The organism is Roseitalea sp. MMSF_3546, from assembly GCF_030732865.1.
GTDB lineage: Bacteria > Pseudomonadota > Alphaproteobacteria > Rhizobiales > Rhizobiaceae > Roseitalea.
Genome location: NZ_JASHKB010000002.1, coordinates 1 through 13,584, shown reverse-complemented (window position 1 = coordinate 13,584; position 13,584 = coordinate 1). Strand labels below are relative to the sequence as shown.

The 13,584-nt window shown below is 64.9% G+C and carries 15 protein-coding genes and 1 pseudogene; 5 read left to right on the top strand and 11 right to left on the bottom strand.

The genetic code is table 11. The features are described 5' to 3' along the window. Positions 1-104 precede the first annotated feature (104 nt). The 5 genes from RBB34_RS01885 (at position 105) to RBB34_RS01865 (ending at position 4,893) form a co-directional block, all read left to right on the top strand. Positions 105-1,097, top strand: a complete 993-nt coding sequence (locus tag RBB34_RS01885) for a zinc-dependent alcohol dehydrogenase family protein (protein WP_306117495.1) — start codon at positions 105-107, stop codon at positions 1,095-1,097. Positions 1,098-1,108: 11 nt separating this feature from the next. Further along, the gene (locus tag RBB34_RS01880) at positions 1,109-2,056 is read left to right on the top strand and encodes a TIM barrel protein (RefSeq protein ID WP_306117494.1); all 948 of its coding nucleotides are present in this window, start codon (positions 1,109-1,111) and stop codon (positions 2,054-2,056) included. A gap of 78 nt (positions 2,057-2,134) precedes the next feature. Next, on the top strand, positions 2,135-3,133 hold the full coding sequence (locus tag RBB34_RS01875) for an LLM class oxidoreductase (RefSeq protein ID WP_306117493.1): 999 nt from the start codon (positions 2,135-2,137) through the stop codon (positions 3,131-3,133). A gap of 46 nt (positions 3,134-3,179) precedes the next feature. Then, on the top strand, positions 3,180-3,839 hold the full coding sequence (locus RBB34_RS01870) for an SDR family NAD(P)-dependent oxidoreductase (protein WP_306117492.1): 660 nt from the start codon (positions 3,180-3,182) through the stop codon (positions 3,837-3,839). Positions 3,840-3,960: 121 nt separating this feature from the next. Further along, complete coding sequence (locus tag RBB34_RS01865; protein ID WP_306117807.1) at positions 3,961-4,893, top strand: LysR family transcriptional regulator; 933 nt, start codon at positions 3,961-3,963, stop codon at positions 4,891-4,893. Here the strand turns inward: RBB34_RS01865 and RBB34_RS01860 are convergent. The 11 genes and pseudogenes from RBB34_RS01860 to RBB34_RS01810 form a co-directional block, all read right to left on the bottom strand. Continuing rightward, positions 4,802-5,062, bottom strand: coding sequence for a DUF2274 domain-containing protein (locus RBB34_RS01860; RefSeq protein WP_306117491.1), 261 nt, complete (start codon positions 5,060-5,062; stop codon positions 4,802-4,804). The genes RBB34_RS01865 and RBB34_RS01860 overlap by 92 nt on opposite strands. Positions 5,063-5,065: 3 nt before the next feature. After that, the gene (locus tag RBB34_RS01855; RefSeq protein ID WP_306117490.1) at positions 5,066-6,283 is read right to left on the bottom strand and encodes a TrbI/VirB10 family protein; all 1,218 of its coding nucleotides are present in this window, start codon (positions 6,281-6,283) and stop codon (positions 5,066-5,068) included. Next, positions 6,280-7,302, bottom strand: a complete 1,023-nt coding sequence (gene trbG / locus RBB34_RS01850) for a P-type conjugative transfer protein TrbG (RefSeq protein WP_306117489.1) — start codon at positions 7,300-7,302, stop codon at positions 6,280-6,282. The genes RBB34_RS01855 and trbG overlap by 4 nt, the downstream gene beginning before the upstream one ends. Continuing rightward, positions 7,299-7,988: a conjugal transfer protein TrbF gene (gene trbF / locus RBB34_RS01845; RefSeq protein WP_306117488.1), complete on the bottom strand. Its 690-nt coding sequence runs from the start codon at positions 7,986-7,988 to the stop codon at positions 7,299-7,301. Before trbF ends, trbG begins: the two co-directional genes overlap by 4 nt. Next, on the bottom strand, positions 7,985-9,280 hold the full coding sequence (trbL, locus tag RBB34_RS01840; RefSeq protein WP_306117487.1) for a P-type conjugative transfer protein TrbL: 1,296 nt from the start codon (positions 9,278-9,280) through the stop codon (positions 7,985-7,987). The genes trbF and trbL overlap by 4 nt, the downstream gene beginning before the upstream one ends. 1 nt (position 9,281) lies before the next feature. Continuing rightward, complete coding sequence (gene trbK-alt, locus RBB34_RS01835; protein WP_306117486.1) at positions 9,282-9,560, bottom strand: putative entry exclusion protein TrbK-alt; 279 nt, start codon at positions 9,558-9,560, stop codon at positions 9,282-9,284. A gap of 2 nt (positions 9,561-9,562) precedes the next feature. Continuing rightward, positions 9,563-10,339 carry a P-type conjugative transfer protein TrbJ gene (gene trbJ / locus RBB34_RS01830; RefSeq protein WP_306117485.1) on the bottom strand — a complete coding sequence of 259 codons (777 nt, stop codon included), beginning with the start codon at positions 10,337-10,339 and terminating at the stop codon, positions 9,563-9,565. Further along, entirely contained in the window at positions 10,329-12,767 is a 2,439-nt protein-coding gene (gene trbE, locus RBB34_RS01825) for a conjugal transfer protein TrbE (RefSeq protein ID WP_306117484.1), read from the bottom strand. Before trbE ends, trbJ begins: the two co-directional genes overlap by 11 nt. A gap of 4 nt (positions 12,768-12,771) precedes the next feature. Continuing rightward, on the bottom strand, positions 12,772-13,041 hold the full coding sequence (locus tag RBB34_RS01820; protein ID WP_306117483.1) for a VirB3 family type IV secretion system protein: 270 nt from the start codon (positions 13,039-13,041) through the stop codon (positions 12,772-12,774). Then, positions 13,041-13,328, bottom strand: coding sequence for a TrbC/VirB2 family protein (locus RBB34_RS01815; protein WP_306117806.1), 288 nt, complete (start codon positions 13,326-13,328; stop codon positions 13,041-13,043). Before RBB34_RS01815 ends, RBB34_RS01820 begins: the two co-directional genes overlap by 1 nt. 38 nt (positions 13,329-13,366) lie before the next feature. Then, a pseudogene (locus RBB34_RS01810) lies at positions 13,367-13,584 on the bottom strand (P-type conjugative transfer ATPase TrbB); the annotation flags it as partial.

Below are 13,584 nucleotides of genomic sequence, written 5' to 3'. Positions count from 1 at the left end.
CCTGATTCTTGAGAAACTAGTTTCCTTACTCATGGCTCTATATGCTGCAAGTGCGAAAGTCCATGTCTGTCTCAACGGCTCCAACAGGAAAGGAATCGGATCCGATGAGAGTTCAGATAATTCGTGGCAATGGTGGCCCTGACGTCTTCGAGGCTGCCGAGCTCGAGCGTCCGAAAGCAGGCTCAGGCCAAGTGCTCGTCAGTATCGCTGCTTCGAGCGTCAACACAGCCGATCTCATGGCGCGGGACATGGGCCCTGTCGTGAACTTCATTCCCACACCTCCTGCCGTGCTCGGCATGGACTTCGCCGGGACCGTCGAAGCCGTGGGCGAAGGGGTCAGAGGGTACAAGGTCGGTGACGAAGTCTACGGGTGTGCCGGAGGTGTCGCCCATCACCAGGGGGCACTTGCCGAGTACATTTCTGCGGACATCCGCCTGATCGCCAAGAAGCCTTCGTCTCTCTCGATGATCGAAGCGGCAGCTCTCCCACTCGTCTCGATCACAGCATACGAGGCGCTGTTCGACCGCATGAAGCTCACCGCGGACCAGACTGTCCTGATACACGGCGGTGCCGGCGGCGTGGGCCACGTTGCCATCCAGATCGCCAAAGACGCTGGGGCAAAGGTGTTCGCTACGGACAGCGGGTCAGATCGCCTCGCCGCCATCGAAGCTCTCGGAGCAACTTCGATCGACTATGCTGCCGAAGGCGTGGATGACTATGTCGCGCGCCTGACCGACGGACGTGGATTCGACCTCGTCTTCGATACGGTTGGCACGACGAACGTCCCAACGGCGCTCGCCGCGGCCAAACTGAACGGGCAAGTCGCCACTACGGTTTCAATTGGTGAAATCGATCTTACCCAAGCACACCTGCGTGGGCTGACGCTGCACGTGATCTACATGTTGATCCCGCTCGTTCACGGGTATGGAAATAAGCGGCACGGTGAGATCCTCAAGGAGATCGCCAGTCTGGTTGATGCTGGCAAGCTGAAGCCGATCATCGACTCGGTTCACCCCCTCGAAAAGGCTTCGGACGCGCATGCGCGTCTCGAGAGCAAGTCGGCGATCGGCAAGGTCGTCGTCGAGATCGCAGCGTGAAGGGGGAAGACATGTCAAATCTCTCAACCGCTCAGATGGCGACTTGCTGGATGCACGCCGGCCCGGCCCGGCCCTTTACCTGGCAGAACTGGAGCCCATGGAGTTTTCGATCCCGTGTCGCACAGGTCGCTCGTGCCGGTTTTGTCGGCATGGGCGTCTTCCATGAGGACCTGGCATTCGTTCTGGCGAACGAGGCCGAGGGGAGCAGCGAGGAAGAGAAACTCGCCTGGATGAAGGGGCTCTTCGACGCGCACGGTATTACCGAAATCGAGGTCGAGTTCCTGACCGAATGGGTTCACCCGAATGACGATCCGCGCAGGCGGGGTGAAATGGAGAACCGACGTCTAGTATTGGCGGCCGCCAAGGCATTCGGCGCCCGGCACATCAAGGCCGGCAACTTCGGAATTCCGTTGCCAGACAAGGCGTTCTTGCGTTCTCGGTTCCATGAGCTCTGTGACGAAGCCGCTGAGGCCGGCACGAGGATCGCATTCGAGATTCTTCCACCCGACCCGAACTCGCAAACGCTCGAACAAACCTTGGAGTGGATGGGGGATCATCCTGCAGCCGGCTTGTTTCTCGATACTTGGCACGTGAACAACATGGACGGCATCTCCTACGCCGACATTGCGGCGCTTCCGAAGCGCAAGTTGATCGGTGTTGAACTCGACGACGGTCTCGCCTTCGACGACGAAGACAAGGCCGTTCTGGCGCGACCAGGCATGCCTGGCTTCCTCGATCTCACCGTCAACTGCCGTCGGATTCCCGGCGAGGGCGACTACGACGTAGTCGGTTTCATAAATGCCTGCCGCGCTGCCGGCTTCGATGGACCTTGGGGCAATGAGATCCTTTCGGAGGAGTTCCGGCGCCTACCGATGGAGATCGCCTATAAGCGGGTCTTTCAGGCTACGGGCAAACAACTCCGTTTGGCCGGGATGGCCGAAAAGGGTGCGGCCGCCTGACGGCATGCCCACGGCCGGGGTCGGCGCGCATCTCCTCCCAGCGTGCCGACCCCAATCGACTGACCGAAAGGACTCGAAATGAGGTCCAGCGCAATCCATTCCGAAAGGCAGAACGGCGACGTGCCCCAATCAAAAGGTTTCCGGCGCACCTTCGCGGGCCGGGGACATCTATCACTTGGTCTGACCTTCCCGATCGAAGCCTACTCAGGCGAGGTGCCTCGCATGGAGGGGCAACTTGATCTGGCGTGCCGCGCCGAAGAACTCGGGTATTCCACGCTATGGGTTCGCGACGTCCCGCTGCGCGACCCCAGTTTTGGTGATGTGGGTCAGATCTACGACCCATGGGTCTGGTTGGGCGCCGTGGCCACGGTCACAAAGTCGATCGCCCTTGCGACCGGTGCCATCGCCTTGCCGCTTCACCATCCACTCGATGTCGCGAAGTCTGCGACGTCGGTGGACAGCCTATCGGGTGGGCGGCTGGTCCTTGGATTGGCATCGGGTGATCGTGCCGTGGAGTATGGCGCATATGGCCGTCCGATAGGTTCGCGTGGCGCCGACTTCCGGGAAAGCCTGGCTTACATACGCGACCTGACGGAATCGACGTTCCCTCGCGCGTCTTCGAGTTGGGGTACGTTGGACGGCAGCGCAGATTTGTTGCCCAAGCCCGTGGCCGGCCGCCTGCCGGTCCTCGTCACCGGTCGTGCGCAACAGGATATGGCCTGGATTGGTCGCGAGGCTGATGGTTGGCTGACCTATCCTCGCCCGCCAGCACACCAGGCACAGGCACTATCCGATTGGGATTTGGCGGTCGAAACGAGTGGGGCATCGTCAACCAAGCCATTCGCGCAGTCGCTCTACGTCGATCTCACGGAGTCTGTAGATGCCGCCCCAACGCCAATTCACCTGGGTTGGCGGCTTGGCCGCAAGGCAATGTTGGAATTGCTTGCGGCTTACCGGGAAATCGGCATCGAACACATTCTTCTTAACCTCAAGTACAGCCGCAGACCAGCTGACGAAGTCGTAGAGGAGATCGGTAGCGACATCCTGCCTGTTTTTGCGACAGGGGCGCGGCTCTGAGGATACCCCGTACGTGAATTCAATTCCGGAAACCATGGAGCTCAGAATGACGAAAACTGCCCTCGTGACTGGAGCGAACCGGGGCATTGGCAGAGAGATCGCCAAGCAGCTGCGAGAGCAGGGCATCTCGGTTGTTCTTGCCGCGCGGGATGCGGAGGCTGGCCAGGCGGCGGCCAAAGGAATTGGCGCCAGGTTCTTCGAACTTGACGTGGCCGACCGGGCGAGCATTGAAAACGCTGCCAGGCGGTTGGACAGGATCGATATCCTTGTGAACAACGCCGGCATTCTTCAACATGGCGGTTTGTTTGACGATCCTGCCGACCTCGACCGCTGCCTAGACGTCATGACACGCGGTCCATTCCATCTCATGCGCCTCTTCGCACCGCGTATGATGGAACAACGCTGGGGCCGGATCGTCAACGTTTCCTCGGGTTGGGGCTCGTTTGCAGAAGGCCTGAGAGGCCCCGGGGGGTACGGGGTCGCTAAAGCCGCCTTGAACGCATTGACATTCGTAGCGGCGCAAGAACTGCCTCAGACAGTGAAGGTCAACGCCATGTGCCCTGGCTGGGTCAGGACGCGAATGGGAGGACCGAACGCTACTACGACCCCTGAAGAGGCCGCAGATACGGCCGTTTGGCTGGCCACGCTGCCAGATGACGGGCCAACAGGGGGCTTCTTTCGCCAGCGCAGGCCAATACGGTGGTGAATCATCAGAAACTTGCACTGCTCGCCCAATGAAAAAGGGCGATCTGAGTGCCGTGCGGCGTCCAAAGAGAGGGCCCCGGCAACGCAACACACATTCCTTGATTGATGGCTTTGACCGGGACTTGAGCTTCACAGATCTGTTGTCGATCGTTTCTGTCGCAGAAGCTGGGAGCTTTCGGCAAGCGGCGGTTCGACTTGCAGTCAGCCAGCCCGCACTGTCGCGCCGAATCCAGAGGCTCGAAGACGCCCTCGGTCTTTCGCTCTTTGAACGTCATCCAAGCGGTGCGCGACTTACCCAAGGTGGGTCGCACTTCATCATGAGCGCCCGGATGGTCTTGCGCGACATGCGACGAGCGATCGGTGCCGCGCAGAGCCACGGTTTGGCTGAATGCGGGCGGTTGCGCCTTGGGATTATCGCATCGCTTTCTCGCGGCGTTGTGCGTGATCTGATCTCGACATACCTTGCTGCCCATCCGGGTGTTGACGTCTCAATGCGCGAGACTGGCCGTAGCGAACTGCTTGCGCTTCTCAGTCACCGGGAGATCGATGCGGTTATCGCCGCCGGATATCCAGAGCCGGAAGTTGGCGAAGGTTTACTTCTGCACCATGAGGCGGTCTATCTTGCAATGCGCACCGATCATCGGTTGGCGGGGCGTGAGGTGCTTTCTTGGAAGGACGTTCGTAAAGAGGCTTTCATTGTCAGTGCGCGGGAACCTGGCCCGGAAATCCACGACTACATAACAAGATGCGCTTCTGATCTTGGTCGATCAATCCGCATGCGGAGCTTCGAGGCCGACCGAGAAGGCATCATGAATCTCGTGGGCCTCGGATTGGGCGTCAGCCTGGTCCCTGACCATTGGCGTGGCATCCGCTACCCGGACGTCGCCTTTGTCCGGATCGGAGCTGAAGGCGATACCATCCCGTTCTCCATCACTTGGCGTCCGGAGAACGACAATCCGGCGCTCAGGCGGTTTGTGAGTCTGGCTCGGGTTCACGCAAGGAAGGCCGTTTCTTCTCCTTCCGCAGCTTCGCAAAGCCCCGATCCGTCGCCATGAAGCGGGCTAGCATGGGCGCGATCAGCTTGGCGGGCTCGTGAGTCTGGCCGGTCTCTTGGGCGAGCGCCTCGGCATAAGCGACAAGATCGCGGTGGACGTCGGCGGGCAACTCCAGCGCGACCTTGACAGGCTTGTCGTCTGGAATGGGTCCGAGCTTCAGTTTCGTCATCGATCAGCTTTCATAGGGTTCGAGGATCAGGTCTCGCGTGACCATGACCCGGACCGGAAATCCGGGCCGGATGGTCAGCGTCGGCGGCACGGTGAGCTGGCGGCGGACGATCTCGTCGCCGGCGCGCCCGACCGTGTCCTGGGCGCCGTCGCGGATCGCCTCGGCGATCTCGTCGTCCTCGTCCTGGCCGAATTCCAGGCCGATGTTGAGGATGGTGGCGAGACCGGCGGCGCGGAGAAGCTGGCCCCAGTGATAGTCGACGCCGTCTTCGAGCCCGGCGTATCCGGCTTCGTCAGCGCCGGGCTGACGTTCCAGCGTGATCGACCGGCCATTCGGCAGGATCATCCGTGTCCAGACCAGGAGCACGCGGCGCTGGCCGAAGGCGACCCGGCTGTCATATTCGCCGATCAGCCGCGCGCCTTGGGGGACCAAAAGGAAACGTCCGGTCGGGCTGTCATAGATATGCTCGGTCACTTGGGCGGTGATCTGGCCGGGCAGATCGGAGCGCAGGCCGGTCACCAGCGCGGCCGGGATGACCGCGCCGGCCTGGAGCACGTAAGGGCTTGCTGGGTCCACGAGACGTTCCGCGCTCATGGTGCGGCGATCGACGGGCTCGTCAAGAAACGCCTGGCGCCTCTCGATGGCGTCCGGCTCCGACCCTGGCTGCGCGACCGTCGGGAACACCGTTTGCGGATCGATCTGCGGCGTTGTTGGTGTAGCGATGTCTAGGACGCCGCCGCTCTCGGCGGTGGTCGCATCATGGAACAGTCGACTGAGGCGCGCCGCTTCCTGCTCCTGCAAGCGCATCTGCTCTTCCGGGTCCATGGCGGGACCGGGTGCGACGGGCGCCGCCGGCACGGGCTCGCCGCGCTCGCGTGCCGCCAGAACCGGGCGTCCGAGTTTGCCGGGGAGCGGCGGGCCGAGTTGCGGGACCTGGCTGTAATCCTCCGGCAGTGACAGGAGCTCGTCGGCGGTCGGAACGCGTTCGGTGTTGAAGAGCTCCGCCGGTCCATCGCCGCGCTCCGGATCCTGCAGGGCGACAATCAGGATCGCGCCGAGGCCGAGGCCGCCGACAGCGGCGAGAATGCCGAGGGTTCTGCGCGACAGGCGCATAACACGCGGCGGATCGGGGTGCAGGCGCAGATCGGCCGCGATCTCCGCCTCGGGACGCGGACCGGCCCGGATCTCCGTCTCATCCCGGCCATCGCCGGCCTCGCTCATGAGTCCGCTCCGACATGGCGCTCGGGCGCGCGCCGCACACCGTCGGTGCGGACGATGCGCACCACCTGTTGACGATCGCCGAGACGCAGTTCGGCGGCGGCGAAGAGCCGGTCGACGATGATGTAGTTCCGGCGGATGCGGTAATTGACGAGCTGGCCTTCGCCTTCCGGTCCGATGATGAAGAGCGGGGGCATCTCGCCCTGACCGATGCCGCGCGGGAACTCGATGAAGACCTGCCGTCCGTCGTCGAAGGCGCGGCGCGGCCGCCAGGGTGGTCGTTCGCCTTCGATGCGATAGCGGAACCGGAGACTATCAAGCGCGATGTCGCGACCGATTGGGAGGGCGGCCTCTGCGTCGGCATTGCCCCGCCGGAGCGCGATCAATTCGTCCTGCGGATAGCGCCAGGAAACCGAAGCCATATAGGCGCTCGGATGGGCGCGAAGCTCGAGATGATAGGTCCGGCGGTCGGTATTGATGACGAGATTCGTGACGATGTCGGGCCGGGTCGGCTTGACGAGGATGTGCGTGCGCTGCGTATCGCCGGCGCCGCTGATCGTGTCGCCGATGATCCAGCGCGCGGTGTCGCCGGCCGCGATCGGGCCGTTGCCGACGAGGCTTTCTCCCGGCTGCAGGGCGATGTCTGTAACCTGACCGGGGGATGAGTAGACCTGATAGAGCGCCCCAGCGCTGTAGGGGTAGAGCTGGACCGCGTTGATGAAGCCGTCGCGCACGGGTTCGATGCGGGCGGCGGCGTTGGCCTCCTCGATGCGCTCGGGCGGCTCGCCGGCTTCGGGGAGCGGACCGCCGTCTTCCACCGACATAAGCTGTCCGGGCAGCGGCAGCGGAACGGGCCGCTCGACTACCTCGACCGGTCGCGCGGGTTCGGGCAGAAGCGTCGCCTCGATGGGCGGCTCATCATACTCGATCTGCGGCGGGCGGAAGGTCGCACAGCCCGCCAGCGCGGTCGCGGCAAGCAGGATCGCCGGAAGCGCCGCTGAGTGTCGGATGTTGTTTTTCATTGGGCGCTCTCCCGTGACCAGTTGATGGCGTGAACGAAAATGCCGAGTGGATTGCTGCGCAGACGTTCCGCGTCTCGGGGCGGCTGGACCGCGATGGTGAGGATCGCCGTCCAGCGCTCGGTCTGGCTGAGTTGCCCGTTTTGGTAACGGCGTTCGATCCAGGCGACGCGGAAGCTGGTGTCGGAGGCGCGGATGACGCTGGAGACCTCGACGGACACCTGCGTCTGGCCGACCCGCGCGAAGGGGTCGTTGACGCGGGCGTAGTCGTTGAGCGCGAGAGCGCCGCGATCGGTGGTGAAGTCGTAGGCGCGCAGCCAGCTTTGCCGCAGCACGATCGGGTCGGCCGGGACCTGTCGGACGTTTTCGATGAAGCGCGCCAGGTGGAAGGCGATCTGCGGATCGGTCGGCCGGTAGTCGGCGGTCACCGGCGCCACGGCCTGGGCCTGACCGAGCTCGTCGACCTCGACGACATAAGGGACAATGGTCCCGTGGGTCGATTGCCACGCCAGCGCGCCGGCGAGCCCGGCGGAGAGTGCGAGACAGTAGAAGGCCATGAGGCGCCAGTTGCGGGCTTGAACCCGCGCCGAGCCGATGCGTTCGTCCCAGGCTTGCGCTGCCTTCTGATAGGGCGTGACCGGTTCGGGGCTCGTGGCGTAGCGGACGCTCGGGCGTTTGAAGAGGCTCATGGTTTCTCCGAGAGGCTGACCGACGTTCCGCCGCCGCCATGATCGCCGGAGCGGACGACATGGGCGGCCGTTGCGACGCCGTGATTGAGGGTTTGCTGGCGCCGGAGGCGCTGCGCCCAGGCAGGCGGGCCGTCATTTGCGGCCGCTGGCATGTCCGGCGTGTTCGAGAACTTGCCGCCGGTCGCGGTGAACGCGGCGCGCGATCCGCTTTGATAGCTCTCCTTCATCGCGCCGGCGGCCTTGCGTAACGGACTTCCCGCCGCGCTCATCCCGGCCTTGCCGGCATTCGCGATCCCGGCGGCGACACCGGATGCACCGCCGCCAGCACCCGAACTGCCGAGGCGGTAGGCGGTGGAAGCGCCGCCAGCGACGGAGGCCGCGCCACGCGCGCCTGCTCCAACGGCGCCGGCGGCCATGCCGCCCGCCATGGCCCCGCCCACGGCGAGACCGCCCGCTGCGAGACCCGTGCCCACCGCGGCACCCGCGCCGAGCTGCGGCCCTCCGGAGACGATGCCGTTGGCGATGCCGGGGCCGAAGATGCCGAGCGCCAGCAGTGAGAGCGCGGCGAGCACGACGGCCATGGCGTCTTCGATGGTCGGCTCGCCGCTGAAGCCGGCGGTGAACTCGCCAAAGATGGTCGAGCCGATCCCCACGATGACCGCGAGCACCAGCACCTTGACGCCCGAGGAGATGACGAGACCGAGCACCCGCTCGGCCATAAAGGCGGTTTTGCCGAACAGCCCGAAGGGCACGAGCACGAAGCCGGCGAGCGTCGCCAGTTTGAACTCGATCAGGGTGACGAAGAGCTGGATCGCGAGGATGAAGAAGGAGAGCAGCACGATCACCCAGGCGAACATGAGGATCGCGATCTGGATGAAGTTCTCGAAGAAGGAGACGAAGCCCATGAGCTCGCCGATCGCTTCGAGCAGCGGCCGTCCTGCGTCGAGCCCGACCTGCGCGATACGGCCCGGCTGGAGTAGTTCGCCAGCGGAGATACTGCCGCCTGAGGCGATCAGCCCCAAACCGGCGAAGCTCTCGAAGACGATGCGCGCGAGCGCGTTCCAGTTGCCGATGATGAAGGCGAAGATGCCGACGAAGAGCGTCTTCTTGACGAGGCGGGCGATGATGTCGTCATCCGCGCCCCAGGCCCAGAACAGCGCAGCGAGCGTGACGTCTATGACGATCAGCGTCGTCGCGAGGAAGGCGACGTCGCCGCCGAGCAGTCCGAAACCTGAGTCGATGTAAGACGTGAAAACGTCCAAGAAGCGGTCGATGACGCCGACGCCGTCCATGTCACTCGACCTCGCCCGAAGTGTCGCCGCCGGGACCGAAGAACTGGCGACGATTCTCCGCCCACGCCGCCTGACACGCCGCGTCGGCCGCGAGCTCTTCCGGCGTGATGGTCCGGCAGCGCATGAGTTCCGCGCGCAGCGGATCGCCTTCGAGCGTCGCTGGCGCCCGACCGGATGGCGGCGTCGCGCTGTCGGTGAGTTCGATCGCGGCCATGAGCGCCGCGATCCCGCCCATGCCGATGGCGATCAGTCGCGGGATCGTATCTGGGCCGACGCGCATCCTCAGCCCCCGAACATCCGCACGGTCGTGGGCTCGTAGCCCGTACCGTAATCGAGGAACTGGCTGAGATTCTCGCGCGCTTGGGCCTCGGCCGACGCGCGCCGTGCGGCGTCGAGGGCCTGGGCGCGGTTCTGAGCCGCGATGGCGGCGGTCAGGTCCGCCATCTGGGTCGATTGCAGGGCGAGGAGTTGATTGCCGGCCTGCGCGGCCTGCAACGCGCCGGTCGCGCCCTGGCTCTGGGCGACGAGCGTCTGCATCTCGGCGCGCGCGCTCTCGATGTTGCCGACGACGCCGGCCTGCACGCGCAAGGCGTCCTCGAAACCGGCGATCGAAGTCCGCCAGCGCTCGCGCGCGCCCGTAACCCGCGCGGCGAAATCGCCCGTTCCGGCCGCCTCGCCATAGTCTTGTGTAAAGGCCTGCTCGATGTCGGCGACCGCATGGGCAATCCGCTGGGCTTCAGAAAGAAGTTGCTGCGTGCGCTGTACGGACGCTTGCAGTTGCCCGAGAGACGAATGCGGCAGGCTCGCGAGATTGCGCGCCTGGTTGATCAGCATCTGCGCCTCGTTCTGGAGCTGGGCGATCTGGTTGTTGATCTGCTCCAGCGCGCGTGCGGCGGTCAGCAGGTTCTCGGCGTGGTTCGTCGGGTCGTAGACGATGCCGCCAAACCCGCCGCCGAAGAAGGCGTGGGCCGGTGGCGCGGTGATTGTCGCTGCGCCGATGACAGCCGACGTCATCAGGGTGGCGGCGACAAGGGCGCTGCGCAGAGGTTTACGGATCATCTGAGGTCTCCTGTGCTGGGGGATTGAGAAGGTCGGCGGCCCATTGCAGGCCGCGGTGCTGGAGCCAGGCCGCGGCGAAGCCGTCCGGCCCATGCTCGGCGAGCACTTCGGTGATGGCGGCGTGATCGGTCTTTGACGAGGCGGCGGTGAAGGCGAGCGCGACCTCGCCGAGGCCCAGCTCGAACAACCGGTTGCCGCGCCGGGATTGGGCGTAGTAGTCGCGCTTCGGCGTCGCGCGGGCGAGGATCTCGATCTGCCGGTCGTTGAGGCCGAAACGCCGGTAGATGGCCGCGATCTGCGGTTCGAATGCGCGTTCGTTGGGCAGGAAAACCCGCGTCGGGCAGCTCTCGATGATCGCCGGAGCGATATTCGATCCGTCCACGTCGGAGAGCGACTGGGTGGCGAAGACGACGCTGGCGTTCTTTTTGCGCAGCGTCTTCAGCCATTCCTTGAGCTGGCCGCCAAAGGTCGCGTCATCGAGGGCGAGCCAACCCTCATCGACGACGATCAGGCTCGGCCGTCCGTCGAGACGACCTTCGATGCGGTGGAAGAGATAGGCGAGCACGGCCGGCGCGGCGGCCGTGCCGATCAAGCCTTCCGTCTCGAAGGCCTGCACATCGGCGGCGCCCAATGCCTCATGCTCGGCGTCGAGCAGCCGACCGAAGGGCCCGCCGATGCAATAGGGTTGCAGTGCGCGCTTGAGCTCCTGTGATTGGAGGAGCACAGACAGGCCGGTGAGCGTGCGTTCCTCGACTGGTGCCGAAGCGAGTGAGGTGAGCGCCGACCAGAGGTGATCTTTGGCGGTCGGGTCGATCGCGACACCTTCGCGCCCGAGCAGACCCGCGAGCCAGTCCTGCGCCCAACTCCGTTCGGTCGTGTCGTCGATCCGGGCGAGCGGCTGCAGCGAGACCGCATCCTCGGCATCCGAAAGCGCCCCTGCGAGATCTTCGAAGTCGCCGCCCATGGCGAGCGTCGCGCAGCGGATCGAGCCGCCGAAATCGAATGCGAAGACTTGGGCGCCCGCATAGCGGCGAAACTGCAATGCCATGAGCGCCAGGAGTACGCTCTTGCCCGTGCCGGTCGGTCCGACGATCAGCATATGGCCGACATCGCCGACATGGGTGGAGAAACGGAACGGCGTCGAGCCCTCCGTATCGGCGAAGAAGAGCGGCGGGCCGTCGAGATGGTCGTTGCGCGCCGGCCCGGCCCAGACCGCCGAGAGCGGGATCATGTGGGCGAGGTTCAGGGTCGAGATCGGCGGCTGGCGGACATTGGCGTAAAGGTGGCCGGGTAGCGATCCGAGCCAGGCTTCGACGGCGTTCAGGGTCTCCGCCATGCAGGTGAAGTCACGACCCTGGACGATCTTCTCGACGGTTTTCAGCTTCGCTTCGGCGCGGCGCTCGTCCTCATCCCACACCGTCACGGTGGCGGTGACGTAGGCCGCGCCGACCATGTCCGAGCCTAACTCCTGCAAGGCTTCGTCCGCGTCGACCGCCTTGTTCGCGGCATCGGAATCCATCAGCGTCGAGGCTTCGTTGGTCATCACCTCCTTGAGGATCGCGGCGATGCCCTTTCGCTTGGCGAACCATTGACGGCGGATGCGGGTGAAGAGTTTGGCAGCATCGGTCTTGTCGAGACAGATGGCGCGGGTCGCCCAGCGATATTCGAAGGCCTGACCGTTGAGCTCGTCGAGCAGGCCCGGCCAGGTCGCCGTCGGGAACCCGACGATCGTCAGCGTCTTGAGATGAACCTCGCCCAGTCGCGGCGCCAGACCACCGACGAGGCCGCAGTCGGCGAGAGACGCGTCGAGATACATGGGTGTCTCGGGGACGCGCACGCGCTGGCGGTGCGTCGAGATCGTCGAATGCAGATAGGTCAGCGTCTCCTCATCGGATAGCCAGGCCGCCGCCGGCATGAAGCCGTCGAGCAGGCCCAAGAGGCTGTCCGTGCGGCCGATGAAGCTCGTGAGGTGCTCGCGCGGATCGGCGCCGCCGTCCTCGGCGCCCTCATAGAGCCAGCGCTCGGCGCGGCTCGTATCGTCGGCCGGCGGCATCCAGACGAGCGTCAGGAAATAGACGCTCTCGAAATGCGAACCGGCTTCTTCAAACTGCGCCCGTCGTTCGGCGTCGACCAAGGCCGAGACCGGATCGGGAAACTCCGAGAGCGGATAATCCCGCGCCGGGAGCCGTTGCGCTTCGACGAACACCGCCCAGCCCGATCCGAGCCGTCGGAACGCGCTATTGAGGCGACCGGCGGTCGCCACCAGCTCGGCGGGCGTCGCCGAGTCGAGATCGGGACCGCGAAACTGCGCCGTGCGCTGAAGACTGCCGTCCTTGTTGAGGACGACGCCGGGCGCGATCAGCGCGGCCCAGGGGAGGAAGTCGGCGAGCTTGGAGGCTTTGGAGTGGTATTCGGCGAGGCGCATCATCGGCTCACGCCTCAAACCAGGTCGGGAAGCGCAGATGCCGGCGCGTGACGTCGACGATGTCCGGGTCACGCCTGGCGGCCCAGACGGCCAAGAGATGCCCGATCAGCCAGAGCAACAGGCCGACGATCCAGAGCCGCAGGCCCAGGCCGACGGCGGCTGCGAGCGTGCCGTTGGCGATGGCGATCGCCCGCGGCGCCCCGCCGAGCAGGATCGGTTCGATCAGTGCCCGGTGGACCGGCGCGGTGAAGCCGGGGATGTCGGCGCCCTCCTGCATTAGACCAGCGCCCCGCCGCCGAAGTCGAAAAAGGTCAGGAAGAAGGACGAAGCCGCGAAGGCGATCGAGATGCCGAAGACGATCTGCACCAGCCGGCGGAAGCCGCCGCTGGAATCGCCGAAGGCGAGCGTCAGTCCGGTGATGATAATGATGATCACGGCGACGATCTTGGCGACAGGTCCCTCGATGGATTCGAGGATCGCCTGTAGCGGCTCCTCCCAGGGCATGCCGGAGCCGGCCGCGTAAGCCGGGTCCGCGATCAGGATGCCGAGCGCGAGCGCTGTCAGATAATAGGGCCAGCGCGGATAGAGGATGGATATTCTGGTCACTGAGGGTCTCCTTCTGTGGGGCTGAGCGCGTAATCGCCTTGGGAATTGAGGCCGGTGACGCGGGCGAGTTCGGCGAGGCGCCGATCCGCGCCGCGGCCGGAAAGCACGGCGACGAGATCGATGGTCTCTGCGATCAACGCGCGCGGGACGGTGACGACGGCTTCCTGGATGAGTTGTTCGAGACGGCGCAGCGCGCCGACGGCGGAGCCGGCAT